Source organism: Pseudofrankia asymbiotica (genome assembly GCF_001983105.1).
Taxonomy (GTDB): domain Bacteria; phylum Actinomycetota; class Actinomycetes; order Frankiales; family Frankiaceae; genus Pseudofrankia; species Pseudofrankia asymbiotica.
Genome location: NZ_MOMC01000056.1, coordinates 13,216 through 36,059, shown reverse-complemented (window position 1 = coordinate 36,059; position 22,844 = coordinate 13,216). Strand labels below are relative to the sequence as shown.

General features: G+C 72.6%; 16 protein-coding genes. 5 read left to right on the top strand and 11 right to left on the bottom strand.

The window, feature by feature from the left end:
* Positions 1-262: 262 nt before the first annotated feature.
* Positions 263-2,608, bottom strand: a complete 2,346-nt coding sequence (locus BL253_RS26675; RefSeq protein WP_076820061.1) for a SpoIIE family protein phosphatase — start codon at positions 2,606-2,608, stop codon at positions 263-265.
* A 114-nt stretch (positions 2,609-2,722) separates the two neighbouring features.
* Between BL253_RS26675 and BL253_RS26670 the strand changes: the two genes are divergently transcribed.
* The 3 genes from BL253_RS26670 (at position 2,723) to BL253_RS26660 (ending at position 11,235) form a co-directional block, all read left to right on the top strand.
* Complete coding sequence (locus tag BL253_RS26670) at positions 2,723-7,030, top strand: HAMP domain-containing protein (RefSeq protein WP_076820060.1); 4,308 nt, start codon at positions 2,723-2,725, stop codon at positions 7,028-7,030.
* 205 nt (positions 7,031-7,235) lie between these two features.
* Positions 7,236-7,877 carry a response regulator gene (locus BL253_RS26665; RefSeq protein ID WP_071054284.1) on the top strand — a complete coding sequence of 214 codons (642 nt, stop codon included), beginning with the start codon at positions 7,236-7,238 and terminating at the stop codon, positions 7,875-7,877.
* Between the two features lie 352 nt (positions 7,878-8,229).
* Positions 8,230-11,235, top strand: coding sequence for a serine/threonine-protein kinase (locus BL253_RS26660; RefSeq protein ID WP_076820059.1), 3,006 nt, complete (start codon positions 8,230-8,232; stop codon positions 11,233-11,235).
* Positions 11,236-11,255: 20 nt separating this feature from the next.
* On the opposite strand, the gene BL253_RS44870 is transcribed toward BL253_RS26660, so the two are convergent.
* The 8 genes from BL253_RS44870 to BL253_RS26620 form a co-directional block, all read right to left on the bottom strand.
* Positions 11,256-11,633, bottom strand: coding sequence for a metal-sensitive transcriptional regulator (locus BL253_RS44870; RefSeq protein WP_076820094.1), 378 nt, complete (start codon positions 11,631-11,633; stop codon positions 11,256-11,258).
* Between the two features lie 167 nt (positions 11,634-11,800).
* Positions 11,801-13,381 (bottom strand): allophanate hydrolase, encoded by a 1,581-nt coding sequence (gene atzF / locus BL253_RS26650; RefSeq protein ID WP_076820058.1) that lies wholly within the window; start codon positions 13,379-13,381, stop codon positions 11,801-11,803.
* Between the two features lie 6 nt (positions 13,382-13,387).
* Positions 13,388-14,101: a biuret amidohydrolase gene (gene biuH / locus BL253_RS26645; protein WP_076820057.1), complete on the bottom strand. Its 714-nt coding sequence runs from the start codon at positions 14,099-14,101 to the stop codon at positions 13,388-13,390.
* A gap of 106 nt (positions 14,102-14,207) precedes the next feature.
* The gene (locus BL253_RS26640) at positions 14,208-15,380 is read right to left on the bottom strand and encodes a BMP family ABC transporter substrate-binding protein (RefSeq protein ID WP_076820056.1); all 1,173 of its coding nucleotides are present in this window, start codon (positions 15,378-15,380) and stop codon (positions 14,208-14,210) included.
* Positions 15,381-15,638: 258 nt separating this feature from the next.
* The gene (locus tag BL253_RS26635; protein WP_076820055.1) at positions 15,639-16,556 is read right to left on the bottom strand and encodes an ABC transporter permease; all 918 of its coding nucleotides are present in this window, start codon (positions 16,554-16,556) and stop codon (positions 15,639-15,641) included.
* Positions 16,553-17,737 carry an ABC transporter permease gene (locus BL253_RS26630; RefSeq protein ID WP_076820054.1) on the bottom strand — a complete coding sequence of 395 codons (1,185 nt, stop codon included), beginning with the start codon at positions 17,735-17,737 and terminating at the stop codon, positions 16,553-16,555. The genes BL253_RS26635 and BL253_RS26630 overlap by 4 nt, the downstream gene beginning before the upstream one ends.
* On the bottom strand, positions 17,734-19,368 hold the full coding sequence (locus BL253_RS26625) for an ABC transporter ATP-binding protein (RefSeq protein ID WP_076820053.1): 1,635 nt from the start codon (positions 19,366-19,368) through the stop codon (positions 17,734-17,736). The genes BL253_RS26630 and BL253_RS26625 overlap by 4 nt, the downstream gene beginning before the upstream one ends.
* A 224-nt stretch (positions 19,369-19,592) precedes the next feature.
* Entirely contained in the window at positions 19,593-20,402 is an 810-nt protein-coding gene (locus BL253_RS26620) for a GntR family transcriptional regulator (RefSeq protein WP_274535250.1), read from the bottom strand.
* Between the two features lie 322 nt (positions 20,403-20,724).
* On the opposite strand from BL253_RS26620, the gene BL253_RS26615 reads away from it, so the two are divergent.
* On the top strand, positions 20,725-21,456 hold the full coding sequence (locus BL253_RS26615; protein ID WP_076820051.1) for an alpha/beta fold hydrolase: 732 nt from the start codon (positions 20,725-20,727) through the stop codon (positions 21,454-21,456).
* 3 nt (positions 21,457-21,459) lie between these two features.
* On the opposite strand, the gene BL253_RS41390 is transcribed toward BL253_RS26615, so the two are convergent.
* Positions 21,460-21,726, bottom strand: a complete 267-nt coding sequence (locus BL253_RS41390; RefSeq protein WP_241835169.1) for a hypothetical protein — start codon at positions 21,724-21,726, stop codon at positions 21,460-21,462.
* A gap of 158 nt (positions 21,727-21,884) precedes the next feature.
* Between BL253_RS41390 and BL253_RS26610 the strand changes: the two genes are divergently transcribed.
* Complete coding sequence (locus BL253_RS26610) at positions 21,885-22,115, top strand: hypothetical protein (RefSeq protein ID WP_198946409.1); 231 nt, start codon at positions 21,885-21,887, stop codon at positions 22,113-22,115.
* A 273-nt stretch (positions 22,116-22,388) separates the two neighbouring features.
* On the opposite strand, the gene BL253_RS26605 is transcribed toward BL253_RS26610, so the two are convergent.
* The gene (locus BL253_RS26605) at positions 22,389-22,760 is read right to left on the bottom strand and encodes an FmdB family zinc ribbon protein (protein ID WP_076820049.1); all 372 of its coding nucleotides are present in this window, start codon (positions 22,758-22,760) and stop codon (positions 22,389-22,391) included.
* Positions 22,761-22,844 lie beyond the last annotated feature (84 nt).

The following is a 22,844-nucleotide window of genomic DNA, read 5'->3' as shown; positions in this document are numbered from 1 at the left end:
CCTACCCCACTACCCGTTGTCGCAACCACCTGTTGTTTTTGACCACGGAGAGTCGCCATTCGTTCCCGAGACTGAACGGCAAACCGGGGCAGACGGGATACATGTGGCGCCGAATGGGCCTGGATACGCCGTCCATCTCCCGAAACCGCGCTGACCCGTGGCGAGATAGCGGTATCACTCTGAGTGATGTCACTCCAGGTCGCGCGCGGAGCCACCATCCGGAGGACCGGCCGGCGAACGACGGACATGACTGCTGGCGCCATCACGGCTGGCTGRGCACACGGAGGACGACGATGGCGATGTCGTCGCGCAGGTTGCCGCCGGCGAACCGGTCGGCCGCGGCACGTACCCGGTCGGCGACGCCCTGCGCGGACATTCCCGCACAGCCGCCGACCGCCTCCAGGAGCCGCTGCTCGCCGAGCAGCTCCCGGCCCGCCCGGGCCTCCACCACCCCATCCGTGTAGAGCACCAGGGCGTCACCGGGGTGCAGCTCCACCTCCGTGGACGGGAACGCGACCTCGTCGTCGTCGAGCACGCCCAGCAGCGTCCCGGGCACGCCCACATAGGCCGCGCCGCCGTCCCCGGCCAGCAGCACCGGCTGCGGGTGGCCGGCCAGGTGCAGCGTGAGCTGGAGACCCTTCTCCGACGGCTCGGCGAGGCTCGCCGTCGCCATGGTGCAGAACCTCGGCTGGCCGTGCGGATAGGCCGTCGCGGTGTCGCGCAGCGTCCTGTTCAGGTCGATGAGGATCTTTCCCACCGGGGTGGCCTGGCCGGTGAGCAGTCGCAGGACGGCCCGTGCGACGCCGGTGACGGTGGCCGCCTCGGCGCCCTTGCCGCAGACGTCGCCGATCGCGACCGTCCAGCCGTCAGGCCCGGGCATCAGGTCGAAGAAGTCGCCACCGACGTCCAGCCCGGCGGATCGGGCGGCGCCGTAGGCCGCGCCGAGGTCGAGCCCGGGGATCTCGGGCAGCACGGGCGGGCGCAGCCCCGCCTGCAGGCCGTCGGCGAGCTCCACCTGCCGGCTGTAGAGCTTGGCGTTGTCCACCGCGAACGCGGCCCGGCGGGCGAGGTCGGCCAGCAGGTCCGCCTCGTCGGCCGCGAACGTGCCACCGGGGTCCCGCCCGATGGCGACCACGCCGAGCACCCGGCGCCGGGCGCGCAGCACGGCCACGAGGACCGGGCCGTCCGGGGTGGTCACCTGGCGCACCGGTGTCGTGCCGGCACCGCGCACGGCCGCCAGCAGGGGGCCGGCGGGGTCGGTGGCCGCCGCGGCGAGCTCGGGCTCCGCGGCCTCCTCCGCGTGCGCGACCGCCGCGAGGATCGGGTTTCCGTCGTCGCGGCGCAGGTAGACGGCGCACCACCGGCCGATTCGCGGCACCGGCAGGTGCGCCAGCATGGACAGCGTGTGCTCCAGCTCGAGGCTGCCGGCGAGCAGGTCGGAGGCCTCGGCGAGGAACGACAGCATCCCGATCCGGCGTTCCTCGGCCTGGCGCATGTCGCCGCCGCCCAGGGCGAGCGCCATCCAGCGCGCGACGAGCCGGACCCGCTCGGCGTCGACGGCCGCGGGCTGGCCGTCGTGGCCCGGATGGGCGGGGTCGGGCCAGAGCAGCACCTCGCCGAGGCTGTCCTGGGTCGGGTCGAGCGGGAACGACAGCGCGTCGGTCGGCTCGCCGGTGTTGCCGAGGGCGGCGACGATCTCCGGCTCCGGGTCGTCCGGCGACGGCCGGTGGACCAGCCCGCCGGTCACGGGCTGGGCGTCGACGAGCTGGGCGAGCAGCTCGGCGACCTCGCCCTCGGCCGTGAGGGCACGCGCGGTCGACCGGGAGATGATCCGAGGGGACCGCGGGTAGGGCTCCAGCGCCGCTCCGGGGGCGGCCGACGGCACCGCCTCGTGCGCGGCGGCCGCCAGCCAGGCGCCGTTGTCGCTGCCGTGCCGGGGGAGAAAGCCGTCGGCGGGCGGCGGGTCGACGGGTATCGCGGTCGGCTGCGTCGGTCCGGCCAGCGGGCCGTCGAGGGGCCGTTCCTGCGCCGGTGGCACGGTGCCGGGAATGGACGACGACCGTGCCGCGGGCGTGGATGTGAGGGAAATCACATCATCTGCCGGCTCGGAAGGGGTGGCGACCGGCTCGCCGGGCGATGATTCCGCCTGGGTGGTGGCGATGAGACGGAACCAGACGGTCTTGCCCCCGGCGCCGTGCTCCGTGCCCCAGCTGCTGGCCAGCGCGTCGACGAGGGCGAGACCTCGGCCGTCCTCGCGCAGGCCGCCCAGGCCGGACTCGCCGAAGCCGCCTTCCTGGCCGCCGGGCTGCCCGTCGCCGGCGCCACGCCGGGAGGAGCCGATGAGTACCGGATGCAGATCGTGCACCCGGACCGTCAGCTCCCCAGGCGAGATGGCCGTGACGTCGACCGTCGCCGGCGTGCCCGCATGGACCACCACGTTGGTGACAAGTTCCGTGACCAGCAACAACGCCGAGTCGAGGGTGTCCTCGTCGATCGTTCCGCGCAGAGTGGACAGCAGGAATCTGCGGGCGGAGCGCGGTGACTCCGCAGCGGGTGGCAGTGTGATGGTGTGGTGAGGTAGCCRTCCATCCAGCCCTACGGCGCTCATGTCGGTCAGTCTCTCCTGTGATGTCCGCGGTGAGGCGGATACTGGCGCCGGGTGTGACCTGCCGAGGGACGAATAGCAACGACCGGTGTGCTGCCGTAGACCCCGAGGAGACAGATGAGCCTCGATCGTGACCACGAAGCGCCGGACGCGCGCCAAGATGATGGTGCCCTGCCCGGTTCGTCGGCTAGCACGAAGGCCCGATCGGCATCGGCGGACCACGGGGGGGCCACGGAGGGTGCTGGAGCGTCGAGCCAGAACGGCGGCGGTCATGGGACGGCGACCGCCGTCCTGGAGGGTGCTCCGCCCGACGGGCTAGGAGGGGGCCACGACCTCGCCTCGGCCGCCGTGGACGACCTGCTGGCGGATCTGCTCGCCGGCCTGTCCGGACTCTGTGACGGCGACTTCAGCGTCCGTCTCGGCGTCCGGGACGGGCTGTCCGGCGAGGTCGCCCGCCGGTTCGACGAGCTGGCCGCCACCCAGGAGAGGCATGCCCGCGAGCTGGAGCGGGTGAGCAATGTCATCCGCCGCGAGGGCCGGCTGACGCAGCGCATGGATGACCTCGGCGGCCGGGACGGCTGGCGCAGCCTCACCCGGTCGGTGAACTCGCTGATCGACGACCTCGCCCGCCCGACGCACGAGGTCGGCCGGGTCATCGCGGCGGTGGCCGAGGGCGACCTCTCCCAGCACATGCCGCTGGAGATCGCGGGCCAGCCGGTACGGGGTGAGTTCCTGCACATCGGCACGACCGTGAACACTATGGTCGACCAGCTGTCCTCGTTCGCCGATGAGGTGACCCGGGTCGCCCGCGAGGTGGGCACCGAGGGCAAGCTGGCCGGCCAGGCGCAGGTCAAGGGCGTCTCCGGCGTGTGGCGGGACCTGACCGAGTCGGTGAACTCGATGGCGGGCAACCTGACCGCCCAGGTCCGCGGCATCGCCCACGTCACCACCGCGGTGGCGAACGGCGACCTGTCTCAGAAGATCACCGTTGACGCGCAGGGCGAGATCGCCGAGCTCAAGCACACCGTCAACACGATGGTCGACCAGCTCTCCGCCTTCGCCGACGAGGTCACCCGGGTCGCCAAGGAGGTCGGCACCGAGGGCAAGCTCGGCGGCCAGGCGACGGTCAAGGGTGTCTCCGGTGTCTGGCGCGACCTGACCGACTCGGTCAACGTCATGGCGGCCAACCTGACCACCCAGGTCCGCGGCATCGCCGAGATGGCGGCGGCGGTCCAGCGCGGCGACCTGACCCGCCAGATCCAGGTCGACGCCCGCGGCGAGGTGGCCGCGCTCGCGCACACGCTCAACACGATGGTCGACCAGCTGTCGTCGTTCGCCGATGAGGTGACCAGGGTCGCCTGGGAGGTGGGCACCGAGGGCAACCTGGCCGGCCAGGCGCACGTGCGCGGGGTCTCCGGGGTGTGGCGGGACCTGACCGAGTCGGTGAACTCGATGGCGGGCAACCTGACCGCCCAGGTCCGCAACATCGCGTTGGTGGCGAAGGCCGTCGCCAACGGCGACCTCTCGCAGAAGATCACCGTCACCGCTCAGGGTGAGATCGCGGACCTCAAGGAAACCCTGAACACGATGGTCGACCAGCTCTCGGCGTTCGCCGACGAGGTCACCCGGGTCGCCAAGGAGGTCGGCACCGAGGGCAACCTGGGCGAGCAGGCGCACGTGCGCGGGGTCTCCGGGGTGTGGCGGGACCTGACCGACTCGGTCAACGTCATGGCGGCCAACCTGACCACCCAGGTCCGCGGCATCGCCCTGGTCACGACGGCGGTCGCCAAGGGCGACCTGTCCCAGAAGATCACCGTCAACGCGCAGGGCGAGATCGCCGAGCTCAAGGACACCGTCAACATCATGGTTGACCAGCTGTCCTCGTTCGCGGCCGAGGTCACCCGGGTGGCCCGCGAGGTCGGCGTCGAGGGCGAGCTCGGCGGGCAGGCGACGGTCGCGGGCGTCGCCGGCGTGTGGCGCGACCTGACCGACAGCGTCAACCAGCTCGCCTCGACGCTCACGATCCAGCTGCGCGCGATCGGTGACGTGTCGACGGCGGTGACCCTCGGCGACCTGACCAGGACCATCTCGGTCGAGGCCGAGGGTGAGGTGGYGGAGCTCAAGGACAACATCAACCAGATGATCACCCGGCTGCGCGAGACGACCGAGGTGAACGCGCAGCAGGACTGGCTGAAGTCGAACCTGGCCAGGATCGGCAGCAAGATGCAGGGCCAGCGCGACCTGTACGCCGTCTGTCAGATGATCATATCCGAGATGACGCCGGCGGTGAACGCCCAGCAGGGCACCGTCTACCTGCTCGACTTCATCGAGGGCGACAAGCTGCGCTACGTCGCCGGCTACGGCTCGGTGCCGCGGCGCCGCTCGGACGGCACGTTCCTGTTCGGCGAGGGCCTGATCGGCCAGGCCGCCGTGGAGAAGAACCGGATCAGGGTGGAGAAGGTGCCGGCCGGCTACCTGACCATCCGCAGCGGCCTGGGCAGCGCGCCGCCGTGCGACCTGGTAGTGGTGCCGGTGCTGTTCGAGAACCAGGTGCTCGGCGTGATCGAGCTGGCCAGCTTCACGCCGTTCTCGGAGCTGCACCTGAACCTGGTCGAGCAGCTCGTCGACACGATCGGCGTCGTGCTCAACACGATCATGGCGAACGCCAGGACCGAGGAGCTGCTGGCGCAGTCCCAGCGGCTCACGCAGGAGCTGCGTTCCCAGTCCGTCGAGCTGCAGCGCACGAACGCCGAGCTGGAGGAGAAGGCGCAGCTCCTCGAGGTGAAGAACCGCGAGATCGAGCTCGCCAGGATCGGCCTGGAGGAGAAGGCCGAGCAGCTCGCGCTGTCGTCGCAGTACAAGACCGAGTTCCTCGCCAACATGAGCCACGAGCTGCGCACCCCGCTGAACAGCCTGCTCATCCTGGCGAAGCTGCTGGCCGACAACCAGGACGACAACCTCACGTTCCAGCAGATCGAGTTCGCCAAGACGATTCACTCCTCCGGCTCCGAGCTGCTCATGCTGATCAACGACATCCTCGACCTGTCGAAGGTCGAGGCCGGGAAGATGGACGTCGAGGCGGCGACCGTGCGCACGGACGCGCTGTGCGACGGCATCGGGCAGGCGGTCAGGCCGCTGGCCGAGCAGAAGGGGCTCACCTTCGCGGTGACGGTCGCCCCGGACGTGCCGGCCGAGTTCGTCACCGACGAGCAGCGCATCCAGCAGGTGCTGCGCAACCTGCTGTCGAACGCGGTGAAGTTCACCGACGCCGGCGTGGTCCGCCTCGACGTCACGGTCGCGTCCTCCGACGGGCCGTTCATCGTGCCGAGCCTGCGCTCGGCGCCGACCGTCCTGTCGTTCGCCGTGTCCGACACCGGCATCGGGATCGCCGGCGACAAGCTCCGCATGATCTTCGAGGCGTTCCAGCAGGCGGACGGGACGACGTCGCGGCGTTACGGCGGCACGGGGCTCGGCCTGTCGATCAGCAAGGAGATCGCGCGGCTGCTCGGCGGCTCGATCGCGGTGTCCAGCGCGTTCGGGCAGGGCAGCACCTTCACGCTCTACGTCCCGTCGGTGATGCCCACGGATCACGTGCCCTACGGGCTCACGCCCGGCGAGCCGGACGACGTCCTGATCATCATCGGGGACGAGGGCGCGCAGGGCGGGGGCCAGCCCGGCCTCGACGGCCACGGCGCGTTCACCCCGTCCGGCCAGCAGGGTCCCGGCTATCCGGCCGTCGGCCCCGTCGGCCCCGTCAGCCCCGTCAGCCCCGTCGGCGCCTGGGCCCCCGACGCCTCCGCGACGCGTCTCGCGCCCTCCCAGCCGGCGCTTCCCACCGGCGAGCCGGACGCGACCGCCCTACCGGCCATGCGGTGGCTCCCGGCCGGCGAGCCGGCGGCCGGCGAGCCGGCGGCCGGCGTGGGCGGCGGCGCGGGCGCGGGCGTCGCCACCCGGCGCGGGGAGCTGGGCACACCGGAGCCGGGCGGGACGCCGTTCCTCACCGAGACCTCGCGGCCGCGCCGCGAGGTCGACCCGGACGAGTCCGACCCGCTGCAGGGCACCACGGTGCTGGTCGTCGACGATGACGTTCGTAACGTCTTCGCGCTGACGAGCGCGCTGGAGATGTTCGGCATGCGGGTGCGGTACGCGGACAACGGGCGTGACGCAATCAAGCTGCTGCAGCAGGAGAGCAACGAGGCCGTCAGGCTGGTGCTGATGGACGTGATGCTGCCCGGCATGGACGGCAACGAGGCGACCGCCRTGATCCGGGCGATGCCGGCGTTCGTCGACCTGCCTATCCTGGTGCTGACCGCGAAGGCGATGCCAGGTGACCGTGAGAAGAGCATCTCGGCCGGCGCGAGCGACTACATCACGAAGCCGGTCGACCTCGACCACCTCCTCTCCGTCATGCGCTCTCATCTCTAGCGGGCGCTGGGTGGCCCTCCCTACGCGGTTCCGGCCGAGGTAGGCGGGGTGGCTCACAGGCGATTGTTCGGGGGGCGGTGGTGACCGCTTGGGGGCTATCAGCGATGGTTGGTATGCCGAAACACGTATCGAGGACGAGCCTGGTGCCCCATGACCCGCGGGACCGGCGCGACCGAGGCGCATGACGACAGGAGGAGGAAGGCGGGTGACCGAGCGGACCGGCGGTCCTGTCGACCCAGGAGACGGGCCGAGCGCGGAACGGCCACGGAGCAAGATCCTGTTGGTCGACGACCGGCCCGACAACCTCATGGCGCTGGAGGCGATCCTCGCCTCTCTGGACCAGGAGCTCGTCACCGCATCCTCTGGCGAGGAGGCGCTCAAGCGGCTGCTCGTCGATGACTTCGCGGTGATCCTGCTGGACGTGCAGATGCCCGGCATGGACGGGTTCGAGACCGCCCACCGGATCAAGCAGCGCGGGCGGACCAGGGACACACCGATCATCTTCCTGACCGCCATTGACCGTGAGCCGCATCACGCTTTCCGGGGATACGCCGTCGGCGCCGTCGACTACATCGCCAAGCCTTTCGACCCGTGGCTGTTGCGGGCCAAGGTCAGCGTCTTTGTCGAGCTGTTCGAGAAGAACGAGCGGCTCAGCGAGCTGGCCCATCAGCGGGTTCGCGACTTCGATCTGATGACCGAGGTCGCGGAGCGGTTGACCGCGCTCGATGTGCTGCTGGAAGGCGCGCGCGACGCCTCGCCCGAAGAGATCATCGCGGCGGCGGGCGCGGAGGTGCGCGGGCTGGTGGCACGACTGCGGCCGTTCGCCCGGTCAACGCCCGCCGGCTGATGTCGCCTGGGCGATCGGCGGTCGTTGGCGGCCGGCCTTTTGTTGTCGATGGTCGGGGCGGCGGCGTGCCGCGGTCGGAGAACGTGGACGAAACGCGCCTGTGTCCACATCCGCGCGGTCCGGGCATTCTGGCTCGTCATCGGGCCGTCGTGGGACGCGGATAGCATCCGACCTGGACAGACGTACCGAACGGCAAACTCGATGACACCTCCGCGTCAGGCTTTGATGGATGGCCGGGTCGTCGGGGTCGCCGGCGGGCCAGCGGTATCCGCTGGGGTGACCAGGCGGCTGGATGTCGTTCGGAGAGACCGCGTCGTCCGGTGGCTGGTCGGCTTTTCCTGGAGGTCGGTGCGTGGCCGTGGCCGGTGAGCGCCCGACATCCGCGCGCGAGGGCCGCGGCGGCCGCGCGGGACATCCAGCGCGGATCGGCCCGTACCTCGTCGAGCGGGTCCTGGTGACCAGCAGCACCGGGGTGGTGCACCTCTGCCGCGCGGGCGACGGCGGCCGCGTGGCCGTGAAGATCATCGCATCCGACCTGGCCTTCGACCGGGCCTTCCTGGGACAGCTGCGCGCCGAGGCGCTGCGCGCGCGGGACACGGCGCCGGCCTGCCTGGCCGAGGTCCTGGACGTCGACGTGGACGGGCCGACGCCGTACGTCGTGACGGAGTTCCTCGACGCTCCGACTCTCGGCGCGATGGTCGACTCCGGTGGTCCGTTGTCCGCGGCCGCGGTCGGGCGGCTGGGCGCGGCGATGGCCACCGGGCTCGCGGAGCTGCATCACGAGGACCTGGTGCTTGGCGACCTCAAGCCGGCGCGGGTCGCGCTCGCCGACGGCGGCCCCAGGTTCATCGACTTCGGCGTCGCCCGGGCCGCCGGCCGCCTCGGCGAGGGCACCCGCCGAGGCCCGGCGGTGGCGACCTTCGGCGCGCCCGCGTTCATGGCACCGGAGCTGGCGCTGGGCCATCCACTCACCGCCGCCGCCGACGTGTTCGCCTGCGCCGCGATGATCATCTACGCGGCCACCGGCCGGCCGCCGTTCGGTGTGGGCTCGCCGCGCGCGCTGTTGCAGCGGGTCGTCTACGCCCAGCCCGACCTCACGGGCGTGCCGGCGCCGCTCGCGGCGCTGCTGGCTGACGGGATGCGCAAGGATCCGGCCCGCCGGATCAACGCGCGCGACCTGGCCGACCACCTGCTCGAGCTGGCCAACCTGCCCACACCGACCGCCGCGCCCGCCCCCGCGCCCCCGGCCCCTCCGGCCCGTTCCAAGGCCGGCCAGCGCGCGGTGGCCGCCGGCCTGGAGGACCTCTTCGAGGACCTCGCGCGCCGCCCCGGACACGACGACCCCAGGCCGATGGACGAGCCGACGGCGGTGGACGTGCCGACGGCGGTCGACGTGCCGACGGCGGTAGACGTGCCGGCCGCGGTCGACGTGCCGACGGCGGTCGACGTGCCGACGGCGGTAGACGAGCCGACCGCGGTCGACGAGCCAGCCGCGCCGGACGAGCCGACGCCGGCAGATGCCACATCCGCGACGGCAGAGCCGCCGACGGCAGAGCCCGCGACGGCAGAGCCGCCGACGGCAGAGCCAGCGACGGCAGAGCCAGCCTCGCCCGAGGCGTCAGCCGAGCCCGTCGCGACGGCTGAGAGCGACGTCACGGCGATCGTGGCGACGGCCAAGGTCCTGGGCCCGGTCGACGTTCCGGAGGCCTCTGAAACGGTTCCGGACGCCCCGGCGGCGCCGGACGGCGAGGCGCCCGACGGAGACGGCCCACCAGCCCCCGACGAGGAGGCCGGCCCATCCACGCCAGCCGCGTCGCTCCCAAAGGCCGACACGGCGCCGGCAGAGGACACAGCGCCGGCAGGGGACACAGCTGACGCTTCCGGCGAGTCCGCCGTCGTCCCGTTGCCCTCCGTCCCGTTGCCCTCCGCCGTCCACGGCGTCGACGACGAGTCGGTCTCGCCGCCAGCGCCGGACACCGAGCCAGTGCGGCGGGTGGCCGGCCGCCGCTGGTTCCGGGCGTCCGCCCGCCGACTGCGGGAGCTGGTGACGCCGGCGAGCGCGCTGGCGGGCGTCGTCGTGGTCGCCGTGGTGGTCGTCGGCGTGATCGGGGTCCTTGGCCGGGTGCACGCGGCCCGGGACGCGGCCACGTCGCGGCGGCTCGCGGCCGAGGCGAGCCAGCTACTGCCCGCGCGCCCGGATTTCGCCGGCCAGCTCGCCGTGGCGGCATACCGGATCTCCGAGACCCCGCAGGCCGCGAAGGTGCTGGTCGACGCCGCGGTGCGCGAGACCGGGCAGTCCGGCGGCGCCGTGCATGACGTCGCGCTCAGCGCCGACGGCGCCACCCTCCTGCAGGCGAGCGACACCGGTGTGGGCGTCTGGGACCTGCGCGACCCGAGCACGGTTCACCGCGGTGCCACGCTCCTCGCGAAGACGGGCGCGGTCATGGCGGTCACCGCCGCGCCGGCGGGAGGCGACAACCGACGGGTGATGGCCACCGGCGGGGCCGACCGGCAGGTCAGGCTGTGGGACCTCACCAACCCGGCCCGGCCCGTCCAGCTGGCCGTGCTGCGCGGCGCCGCGGCGGCGGTCAACGACATCGCCTTCTCCGCCGACGGCCGCACGCTGGCCACCGCCGAGGCGGATGGCGCCGCGCGCCTCTGGGACGTGGCCGACCATGCCCACCCCCGCCAGCTCGCCGCCGTCAGGGTCGCGGGCCCGGCGCTGTCGGTCGCGCTCGCGCCGGATGGCCGGACCCTCGCGGTCGGGGCCGTCGGCTTTCTGCGGATCTGGGATCTCCCGGAGCCGGCCAGTCCTCGCCCGTATGCCGAGTTCTACGTCTGGGCCAAGGCGAGCCAGGTCCGGTTCAGCCCGGATGACTCCCTGCTCGCCGTGGCCACCACCCCGCTCGACCGGCGCTCCGCCGGCGCCGCCGCGTCCACGGCGTCGGAGGGCGGCGGCGTCCAGCTCTACCAGCTCTCGGGCGGCCGGCGGCCACGGCCGGTGGCCTCGTTCGGCGCCCGCCCCGCTGGCGTCGCCGGACTGGTCTTCAGCCTGGACGGGCGGACGCTTCTCACCGGCGGTGCCGACGGTGAGATCGCCGTCTGGGACATGACGTCGCCGACGCGCCCGAAGGTCGGCGGGACCCTGCGTGTGGACGGGACGCCGGGTGCGCTGGCCCTCAGCTCGTCCGGCCGCGGCTGGGCGCTGGCCGCCGCCGGCGCCGGCTCGGCGCGGGTGTGGGAGCTCGACCCGGCGGTCGCCGCGGAACAGGTCTGTTCCCGCGTCGGCACTCGCCTCACCCAGGCCGAATGGCTGCACGCCGCCCCTGGCCGCGCCTACGAGGCCCCCTGCCCGTAGCCCGCTGCCCCATAGCAGGGTCAGGAGCGGACGAGGCGGGCGATGGCGGCGCTCGCCTCGCGCAGCTTCTCGTCGGCGACCGGGCCGCCGGTGGCGACGGCGTCCGCGACGCAGTGGCCGAGATGGTCCTCCAGCAGGCCGATCGCGACGGACTGCAGGGCGCGGGTGGCGGCGGAGACCTGCGTCAGGATGTCGATGCAGTACTTGTCCTCGTCGACCATGCGCTGCAGCCCACGGACCTGGCCCTCGATCCGGCGCAGACGCGCGAGGTACTCGTCGCGGTGCGCACTGTAGCCGTGTTGGCCGTGCTGACCATGTTCGCCGTGCTGGCCGTCTTGGCCGTCGGCCGGCGCCGCCTCGGCGACCGGGCTGTGGGCGCCGTCCTCGCCGCCACTCATGTCGGACCCCTCCGACCCCTCGCCCGCGTCTGCCCGCGGCTTCGTCGACATGGCCGCCACGCCCCGTCCCTAGCCCGCCAGGTACTCCCCGAGGGTACCCACCCGTCTCACCGCGCGGGACGGGCCGCGGCCGCCACACGGCCGCGGCCCGGGCTCGGCGGGCCTCGTCAGGCGGGCGGGCCGGTGGTCGCCATCCCGGACACCGTCCCGGATGCCGTGGCGAGCGGGAAGGCGCCGAGCCCTGGCGCGAGGCCGGAGCTCGCGTGCAGCGCGGCGCCGACGGCGGCGAGCTGGGCGTCCGCGCCGGCAGGGCCGATGACGCTCACCCCGTAGGGCAGGCCGCCGCCGAAGCCGACCGGGACCGCGACCGCGGCGAGGTCGAGCAGGTTCGCGAACGTCGTGTACCGGCCGAGGCGGGCGTTGCGCCGGATCGGGTCGGCCAGCATGTCCGCGACGGAGAACGTCCGGGGCACGGTGGGCAGCACCAGCGCGTCGACCGCCCGCCACGTCGCCTCGGTCTGGCGGCGCAGCGTCCGCAGCCGGTCGACACCGGCGAAGACGTCCACGCCGCTGATCCGGGCGCCGGGCGCGAGCAGCTCGGCGACGACCGGGTGGACGGCCTCCGGATGCTCCTCCAGGAAGTCGCCGACGGCGGCGTAGCGCTCGGCGAGCCAGGGGCCCTCGTAGAGCATGGTCCCGGCCTCGAAGAACGGCGCGAGGTCGATCTCGACCAGCTCCGCGCCCGTGGCGGTGAGCAGGTCGAGCGCGCGCCCGAACACCGCCTGGACCGCGTCGTCGCAGTCGGCGGCGACCGTCGCCGCGGCCGGGATCCCCAGCCGGAGGGGAGGCGCGCCCAGCCCCCCGCGACTGGGCGCGCCTCCCTCGCCGGTCCAGGGGACCCGGCTGGGCGCCGGCGCGGGGAACTGACGCGACCAGGGGTCGTGCTCGTCGAACCCGCTGATGACGTCCAGCACGAGCGCGCCGTCGGCGATCGACAGCGCCGCCACGGAAGGGCAGTCCAGCGACCGGCAGGCCGGCACGACGCCGCGGGAGCTGACCAGCCCGCGCGACGGCTTGATGCCGACGGTGTTCGTCAGCGCGGCCGGCACCCGGCCGGAGCCGGCGGTGTCGGTGCCGATGGCGAACGTGACCAGGCCCGCCGCCACCGCCACCGCCGACCCGGAGCTGGACCCGCCGGCGATCATCGCCGGGTCGAACGGCGAGGTCGGGATGCCGTAGGGGCTGCGGACCCCGGACAGGCCGGTGGCGAACTGGTCGAGGTTGGTCTTGCCGACGCAGAGGGCGCCGGCGGCGAGCAGCGCGTCGACCAGGGGCGCGCCGACGGTGGCCCGGTAGCCGAAGCCCGGGCAGGCGGCCGTCGTCGGCATCCCGGCGACGTCGATGTTGTCCTTGACCCCGAACGGCAGGCCGAACAGCGGCGGGAGGTCGTCACCGGGAGCCGCCGCCGCGGCCGCGAGCGCGTCGAGCTCGGCCGCCCTGGCGAGCAGGTCGGCGCGGTCGGCGACATGGATCCAGACGCCGTCGTCGCCGCGGGCGGCGATCGCCGCGAGCACCGCGTCGACGACGTCGGCCACGCGCAGCCGCCCCGAGAGGTAGGCGGCGCGCAGGACGGCGGCCTGCAGGTCGAGCGGCACCGGCGGGAGTGCCGGTGCGGCCGGGGGCGCCGGGGCCGGGGCGTGGGCTTCGGGCTGTGCCAGGGCTTCGGGTTCGGGCAGGGTGCTGACCATCGCCGGTCAGCCGGCGACCGGGGCGGCCACGGTGGTCAGCAGCGCGGCCGAGGTGGCGACGGAGCCGAAGACGCCGCCCTGCATCTTGACCATGTTGAGGGCGGCCTCGTAGTTGCCGTAGTCGGTCGCGCCGGTGCAGTCGGACAGCAGCAGGCACTCGTAGCCGCGGTCGTTGGCGTCGCGCATCGTGGTGTGCACGCAGACGTCGGTGGTGATGCCGGTCAGGATGATGTGGGTGATGCCCGCGCGCGCCAGGATCAGGTTCAGGTCGGTGGCGTAGAACGAGCCCTTGCCGGGCTTGTCGATGACCACCTCGCCGGGCAGTGGCGCGACCTCGGGGACGATCTCCCAGCCGGGCTCGCCACGGGTCAGGATGCGGCCCTGTGGGCCCTCGTCGCCGATGCCKGCGCCGATCCGCTTCGAGCGCCACAGCTTGTTCGGTGGGCAGTCGGACAGGTCCGGGCGGTGGCCCTCGCGAGTGTGCACGATGAGGAACCCGAGTGGCCGCAGCGCCTCGAGCAGCCGAGCCGTCGGTGCGAGCCCCGCCCTGGTGAGCTCCAGGTCGTAGCCCATGGTGTCGACGTAGCCGCCCTTGCCGCAGAAGTCGACCTGCCAGTCGATGTTGATCACGGCGGTGGTGGCCGGGGAGAACGATCCGTTGTACGGCCAGTTGTATGGGTCCGCCTCAACGGTGGCGAAGGTGACGTCGTTGGCGGTCATCGTGGTCCTTTCGGTTTCCCCGAGCTGCTGGCGTGGTGCGGTGTACCTGACCGCGGCGGGGACGGCGGCGCCCCCGGCCGCGGTCAGGTCATGATCCGAGCCGTTCTCAGGACTTGGGAAGCTCCCCGACGACGCCGTCGACGAAGTAGTCGATGGTGTCGAGGGTGGCGTAGTCCGGGACCGTGCCGGCCGGGATGCGGACCTTGCCCTCCTGGTCGGTGATCGGGCCCTTGAACGGCGAGCCGTCCGTCGCCGAGATGTCCGTCTTGGCCTTCGTGATGGCGTCCTTCGTCTCCTGGGTCACGGCCGGCCCGAACTTCGACTGGACGAAGGGGTTCTCACCGTTCTTGTATCCGACCCGGTAGTTCGCGTTGTACTTGCTGCCGGTGAAGGTCCCGTCCAGAGCGGTCTTCACGATGTCGGTGTAGAGCGGGCCCCAGGCCCATTCGGAGCCGGTGAGCCAGCCCTTAGGAGCGAGCGCCGAGGCGTCCGCGTGGTAGCCCACGGTGAAGGCGCCGCCGGCCTCGGTCGCCTTGATGACGGTGCCGGTGCAGTCCTGGTGCTGGGTGATGACGTCGACACCCTGGGACAGCAGGCTCTGCGTGGCCTGCGCCTGCTTGGCGGGGTCACACCAGTTGGAGGTGTTGACGGTGTAGGTCTTCGCGTCCGGGTTGACGGACTTCGCGCCGAGCTCGAAGGCGTCGATGTTCGCGATGGTCTGCGGGATCGGGAACGCGTACACGTAGCCGAGCTTGTTGGACTTCGTCGCCTTCCCGGCGGCGATACCGGCCAGGTAGACCGGCTCGTACACCGTGCCGAAGTAGGTACCGGTGTTCRGCGTGATCTTCCCGTCGGCGATCACGTTGCCCTGCTGGACGACGGCGACGTCGGGATGCGCGGCGGCGACCTTGAGCGCGGCGTCCAGGTGGCCGTAGCTGGTCGCGAAGATAATCTTCGCGCCCTTCTGGATCATGCTTTCCATGACCCGGGCCGCGTTGTCGTCCTCGGGGACGTTCTCGGCGGTGAGGACCTCAAGGTCCGGGAAGGCCTTCTTGATCTCCTGGCTGCCCTGGTAGGCGGCCTGGTTGTAGCCGTAGTCGTCCTTCGGGCCGACGAAGATGAAACCGACGGCCTTGCTGTCCTTGCCCGGCGCCGAGGAGCCGGACGCGGAAGCGGTGGAGTCGTGGGACGCCGCGCTGCTGCAGCCGGCGGCCGCGATCGCGAGCGCGGAGGCGACGGCGGTGAACGCCACGCCGAGGCGCCGTGAACGGAATCGCATGGTGAGGAGGTCCTTCCCGGTGGAAATGAGCCGAGGTTCTCGCGGAGCAGGTCTTCAGAGCAGGGAGGAATGGCGCCGTGGGGTCAGTGCGGCGCGCGCATGGGCAGGGGGAGATGGCCGGACGGCCAAAGGGGGCAGGGGAGGATCCCGGCCGTCCGGCCGATCGGTCAGAAACCGATGCGGGGGTTTGTGGCGCCAGGCGGCGCGGGTCTCGCGCCAGGCGGCGCGGGTCTCGCGCCAGGTGGCGGGGGTCTCGCGCTAGGCGGCGCGGGTCTCGAAGACGCGGCGCAGCTCGTCGGGCGCGGCGAGCAGCGTGCGCCTGCCCAGCACGGCGAGTACCAGGATCGTCACGACGAACGGGATCGCGTCCAGGGCGAACTGGTTGATCCCGTAGCCGCGGGCCTGCAGCGCCGGGGAGAGCGCGAGCGCCGCGCCGAACAGGTAGGAGCCGGCCATGACCCGCAGCGGGTTCCAGGTCGCGAAGATCACCAGCGCCACCGCGATGAAGCCGCGGCCGACCGTCATGTTCTCGAACCAGGCGTTCGAGTAGGCGATCGACAGCTGCGCCCCGCCGAGCCCGCACAGCCCGCCGCCGGCGATGACGGACACATAGCGCACGGCGCTCGTCGAGTAGCCATGGACGAGCAGCACCTCGGAGTGCTCGCCCGCGGTGCGGATCAGCAGGCCGACCCGGCTCTTGTAGAGCAGCCACCACACCAGCGGGGCGACCGCGAACGAGAGGTAGGTCAGCGGGTCGTGGTCGAACAGGATCGGGCCGACCCAGGGGATGGCCGACAGGCCCGGCACCTTCCACGGGTTGAGCGCGTGGATCTGCCGCCCGACGTAGGCGGCGCCGAACAGCGACGTGAGGCCCAGCGCGAAGAACATCACCGTCAGGCCCGACGCGAACTGGTTGGCCTTGCGGGCCACCACCAGCACGGCGTGCACGGCGGCCAGAGCCGCGCCAGCGCCCATGCCGGCGAGCACGCCCACCCATGGGCTGCCCGACGTCGCGGTCGCCGCGTAGGCCGCCAGCGCCCCGCCGAGCATGCTGCCCTCGGTGCCCAGGTTGATCACGCCCGCGCGCTCGGAGATGGTCTCGCCGAGCCCGGCGTACATGATCGCCGTGCCGCCGCCGACGGCGCCGGCCAGGACGTCTACCACCAGGTTGCTCATCGCGTCTTCCCCCCGCTCTTCGTGCGCGTCGTCCAGCCGAGGACGGCGATGAGCACCAGGCCCATCAGGATGTTCACCGTGRCCGCCGGTAGCGCCGAGTCGAGCTGCAGGCTGTCGCCGGCGACCGTGATGGCCGCGAGCGCGAGCGCCGCGAGCACGACGCTCACCGGGTTGTGCCGGGCGAGCCAGCTCGCGAGGAACGCGATGTAGCCGAAGTTGGTGGTGATGCCGGTGCGCAGCTTGTACTCGACGCCGGCGTAGTGGACCATGCCGCCGAGCCCGGCGAGGGCCCCGCCGACGAGCATCGCCGAGAGCAGCAGCAGGGCGACCGGGAGCCCCGCGCGGCGCGCCGCCTCCGGGTTGCCGCCGATCACCCGCAGCCGGAAGCCCCAGGTCGTGTAGCGCAGCAGCAGCCAGACGACCGCCGTCGCGATCAGTGCGAACACGATCCCGACGTGGACCGCGGTGGTGCCGAGGTAGGGCAGCTTCGCCGTGTCCGCGAGCGGCGCGGTCGTCGGCTGGCCGGTGCCGTGCGGGTCCTTCCACGGCGAGTAGATCAGGTAGAGCAGCAGGTCGAGGGCGATGTAGTTCATCAGCAGCGTGCTGACCGCCTCGTTGATGCCGACCGTCAGGCGCAGCACCGCCGCGAGTCCCGCCCAGGCCGCCCCGGCCGCCATCGACGCGACGACCATGAGGATCATGACCAGCCCGCCGCCGAGCCGGTCGCCGAGCGAGATCCCGATCCCGCCGGCGGCGACCGCGCCGATCACGATCTGCCCCTCGCCACCGACGTTGACGAGCCCGGCCCTGGCCGGCACGACGACGGCGAGCGCGCCGAGCAGCAGCGGCGCCGCCTTGACGAAGATCTGCTCGATCGACGGCTGGTTGGTGAACGTCGAGGTCCACACGTCGGCGTAGACGCTCGCCGGGTTCGCGCCCTTGACCAGCAGGAGCACGGTGAAGATCGCGATCGCGCCGGCGAGCGCGAGCGCCCACCGGCCGACCCCACGCCCGATCCCGGTCAGCCGGCTCTCGGCGGCCGGCATGGCGGCCGCGGCGGAGCCACCCGGAGCGCCGGGCGCCGCCGGTGCCTCGGGAGCGAGGGTCGCCGTGGCGACCGCTCCTGGGCCGCCCGCCGCGTCCTCCGGCTGGAACTGCGCCGGAATGATCGTGTCGCTCATGTCCCCTCGCCCCCCTCAGGCATCGGGCCTTCCGCCGCGGGCGCCGCGGGCGCCACCGCTGCCACCGCCGGCTCGGCCGGGGCCGGCGCGCCGGTCATGAGGGCGCCGAGCTCCTGGCGGTTCGTGGTCGCCGCCGGCACGACGCCGGTGAGCCGGCCGGCGCAGAACACCGCGATCCGGTCCGCGACCGACATCAGCTCGTCGAGGTCCTCGGAGACCACCAGCAGCCCGGCGCCGTCGGCGCGGCGGGCCAGCAGCAGCTCCTGGGTGCGCCGGGTGGTCGCGATGTCCAGGCCCCTGCTCGGGTAGGCGGCGACGACGAGGCTCGCCTCCCGGCCGAGCGCCCGCGAGAGCATGACGCGCTGGATGTTGCCGCCGGACAGGTCGGCGACCCGGCGGTGCGCCGGCGCCATCCGCAGCCTGACCCGGTCGTTGATCTCCGCCGTGTGCCTGCCGATCCGGCGCCAGTCCACGCCGATCCGGCGCAGGAAGGCCCGCAGGTTGCTCAGCGCCATGTGCTCGAGCACGGTCAGCGTCGGGACGACCGCGTCGTTGACCGGGTCCTCCGGCACGTCGACGGCACCGGCGGCGATCCCCGCGGTCGGGCCGCCGCGGCCGAGCTCCTGGCCGCTCACCCGGACGGTGCCGGCCGACGCCTGGCGGGCGCCGACGGCGACCTCGCACAGCTCCCGCTGCCCGCTGCCGGCCACGCCGGCCACACCGACGATCTCGCCCGGCTCGACGGTGAGGGTGACGTCGTGCAGCGCGGTGACGCCGCGGTCCCCGAGCGCGCTCACCCCGACCAGCTCCAGCGCCGGCGGCGCCTCCGAGACGACCGCCGGCCGCTCCGCCGGCAGGGGTGCCACCGTCTGACCGACCATCGCCTCGACCAGCTCGGCGTCCGTCATCGGCTTCGGGTCCACGCCCCCCAGCACGACCCGCCCGCCGCGCAGCACCGTCACCCGGTCGGCGATGGCCCGGACCTCGGCCAGTTTGTGGGTGACGATCACGACGCCGAAGCCCTGCGCCTTCAGGCCGTTCACCATCGCGAACAGCGCGTCGACCTCGGACGGCGCGAGCACGCTGGTCGGCTCGTCGAGGATGACGATGCGGGCGCCCGTCATCAGCACCTTGAGGATCTCGGTGCGCTGGCGCTCGCCGATCGACAGATGGCGCACCAGCGCCGTCGGGTCGACGGCCAGCCCATAGGACTCGCTGGCGTCGGCGATCCGCCTGCGCAGTTCGCCGTGCCGCAGCGTGAGCCCGGTTCTGGCGAGCGCCAGCGCGTAGTTCTCGGTGACTGTGAAGGCGGGCACCAGCCGCAGGTCCTGGAAGACCATGCCGATACCGAGGGCGCGGGCCTGCGTCGGCGATCCGACGGCGACCCGCTCGCCGGCCACCCGCATCTCGCCGGAGTCCGGCCGGTAGATGCCGTAGACCAGTTTGAGCAGGGTGGACTTTCCAGCGCCGTTCTCGCCGATGAGCGCGTGTACCTCACCGGGCCGGACGTCGAAGCTCACGTCCGAATTGGCGAGTACCTCGCCGAATCGCTTGGTGAAACCGGTGACGGCGAGCAGCGGCTCGGCGGTGGTGGTCGCCCCGCCGGGCGCTTCGACGGTCACCGTGGACATGGCACGGACAGTTCTGGCATCGCGGCCTTCCGGTTCCTCGGCCCAGGAGGAGATGTCCTCGCTGGGCCCGTCGGGCGGTGCTGGACACGTGCCTTCGCACGCATTCCTTCGGCAGCACCCGACCGTCCGGCCGCGTGGGCCCGCCGCGCGCGGCACCGGCGAGCGTGGTCAGCGGGAGGTCTGTCTCCCGCGGGCCGACGACGGCGGCGAGCGGCGTGGCGGTGTCACGGGCCTTGGYGCGGTGAGCGGCCTCGGCGGAGCACCATCTGGGTGATTGCGCGGGCGGCCCGCTTCTCCACGACCTCCATCGACTCGCCGACATGGCTGCGCAGCCTGCGCACCGCCTCGGTCAGGTCGCCGGCGAGCACCGTCTCGACGATGTCGAGATGCTGGTCGATGGTGAGGTGGATGCGGTCCTCGGTAAGGAAGTCGTGCATGCGGACGGGCCGGATCCTGGCGTTTATGGCGTCGAGCAGGTTGGCCAGCTCGAGGTTGCCGGACGCGCGGGACAGCGTGAGATGGAATTCCTCGTCAAGGGCGACGAAGGAGGGGTCAGGGTCGGGAGGCGCGACGCGCAGCGCCCGCCAGTAGTCGCGCAGCGGCTCCAGCAGGGCGGCCTCGTGCGGGACGCCGGACTCCAGCGCCCGTTCCATGCCCCGCAGCTCCAGCACGACCCGGATCTCGTAGAGGTCGCGCAGGCCGGTGAGATCCGGCTCCGCCGGGTAGTAGCCCCCGTCCTGCCGTTTCTCGACCAGGCCGTCTCCCGCCAGCCGGGTGAGCGCCTCGCGCACCGGTGTTCGCGAGACCCCGAGCAGCGCGGCGAGCCGCTCCTCGGTCAGCCGGTCGCGGAAGGAGAACTCGCCCTCCATGAGCCGCTGCCGCAGCGCCACATAGGCGTGCTCGCGCAGGTTCCCGACCGCCGCGGGCCGCGCCGACGACCGTCGCTGCACCGCGCGCGGCTGCGCGCCCGAGACCTGCGCGCCCGGCGGCCGTGCTGCTGGCGGCTGCGCTGTCGGCGGTTGCGTCGGTGTCATGCAGCCGAGCATCCGTCATGGACCACCGCCGCGTCGCAGGCCCCCACCAGCCGCGGCGGCGGGCGGGCCGCGCGAGACATGTCGTGACCCCCTTCCCCTTCTGAATACGGGTCTGTATACAGGCCCGTGTACATGCAGGTGACGGTAGAGATTCGCGTGTTTCGGATCAACGCGCTGCTTGTTACGTTCCCGCGTCGCGACAGGCGCCCGCGGAGGCCTCCGGGCGCGGTGGACCGATGATGTCGGCCGGGGCCGCCGGCGACCGCCCACGGCGCCTGACGGCGCGGCGGCCGCCCTCACGAATGGAGGGGTGACCCCGAGGATGAGTACGGCTGAGTCGGCGTCCGCGCCGTCGTTCCTGTTGCTGCATGGGGCGGCGACGACCGGCGCCATCTGGGCGGGCGTGCGTCGGGAACTGGGGGATCGCCCGGTGCTGGCCCCCGACCGACCGTCCACCGGCGATCTCGCGCGGGAGCTGGCCGCGCTGCGCGCCGCCGTCGACGAGACCGGACGGCTCGGCGTCGCGATGCCCGCCCCGGTGGTGTTCGGTGGAGTCAGCGGCGGGGCGACCCTGGGCCTGGCGGCGCTGGCCGCCGGGGTGCCGCTGGCGGCCGCGGTGCTGCACGAGCCGGCCGTGGGGTCCCTACTGCCGGGCCTGCTGGCCCCGGTTGCGGCCGCGTTCGAGTCGGGCGGGGTGGCGGGCTTCGGGCGGACCCTCTACGGGGAGCGCTGGCGACCGTCGGACGCGCCCGCCGACCAGGGCGCGGTCGCGCGCGACCTGGCGATGTTCCTGCGCTTCGAGCCGGCCGCGCCGGGGCCGACGCCCGGCCCGGTGATCGTCACGGTCGGCGAGCGCTCCCCTGACGTCCGCCACCGCGCCGCCGAGCTGCTGCGTCGCGAGCTGGGCGTCACGGTCCGGGTGCTCGCGGGCTGCGGGCACGCGGCCCACCTGGAGGCCCCGGCCGAGTTCGCCGCCCGGCTGCTCGATGCCGCCGGGAGCCTGGACCTGAAGGACCTGAAGGACCTGACCGACCGGACTGATGGACTTCGCTAGCCCTCAGCCCTCGTTTGGCCAATCGATAGCGGAGGCCCGGTCGACGTGGTGCGGGGGCACGTCCGCGAGCAGGCGGGCGAGATCGTCGCCCCCGCCGTTTCCGCCGCGCAGCGAATCCTCGGGGTCGACGTCGTGCGTGGGCTCGCGCTCCCAGTCAAGGTCACGCTGACGTCGCGGCACTCGCGGCACCGGAGTGCCGGAAGCATGAGGACGGTCGGCCGGAATCCTGTCCTCCGTTCGGCCTTCCTTGGGCCGGCTTTCGCTTGTCATGGTTCGATCGTGCTCCCTACAGCTGTGTACGGGCTCGATGCGTCGTGCCGATCGCCTCTGGTTCGCTCGGGCGATGAGACGCCAGATTCATCCGCAACTTATCGCTAGAAAGCAAATCGGCCCTAGTGTCTATCTTGCACGAGAGCAAAGTGGCTACGATGTCCGCCGTGGACGACGGTGAGCAGTTGGTCGGCATCGGGGACATCGCGTTCCAGCTCAAGATCACGCGTCAGGCGGTGGACTACTGGACTCGTAAGGACCCTAAGTTCCCTGAACCCTTGCAGGTCATCAACGCACCCACGGGCAGCGGGGCCAAAGGAACTCGGGTCTGGCGCAAGCGTGAGGTAGATGCGTGGATCATCGATCACTACCGAAGGCGCAAGGCGTAGCGGCGCGAGCGGTCAAACGCGGGGGGCGCTTCACCCGTTGGTGGCCTCCGGGTTGTCGTCCGCGCGCGCTTTGATGGCACTGGGTGCCTTATTGCCGCCGGTTAAACGGAACGTTCGCTGCCAAATGGGCTACAGGGAACGGGCCTATACGGAAGGGCCGGCTCGCGCGCCGGCCGGCCAGGTGGCAGATCGCGGGCTCCCCCCACGATCCGCGGACGCGGATCGTGGGGCCTGGCCCGCGATCGTCACGGGCCTCTTGTGGCCGGGCTGGGGTCAGGCGGCGTTGGCCGCGTTGCCCCCGCCGCCGGACGAGGACGAGGAGGAGGCACTCGCGGCCGTCGGCGTCGCGGTGGACTTCGCCGCGTCCGAGCTCGTGTCCTTGCCGCCACCCCCGGCCGCGGTCTCCTTGCCGCCGCTGTCGGCCGCGGCCTCCTTGGACCGCTGCGCCGGCGCGGTGGCGGACGAGCCCGAGCGGCTGTCGGTCTTGTAGAACCCACTGCCCTTGAACACCACGCCAACCGAGCTGAAGACCTTGCGCAGCCGGCCCGCGCAGACCGGGCACTCGGTCAGCRCAGGGTCGCTGAAGCTCTGCACGGCCTCGAGGTCATTGCCGCAGGCGGTGCAGCGGTACTGGTACGTCGGCACGGTCTCCTCCCCAGGAGTTGGCACTCGACAGTAGCGACTGCCAACTGTAACCGGTCAGCCGGCGCGACGTTCCCGCCGGAGCCC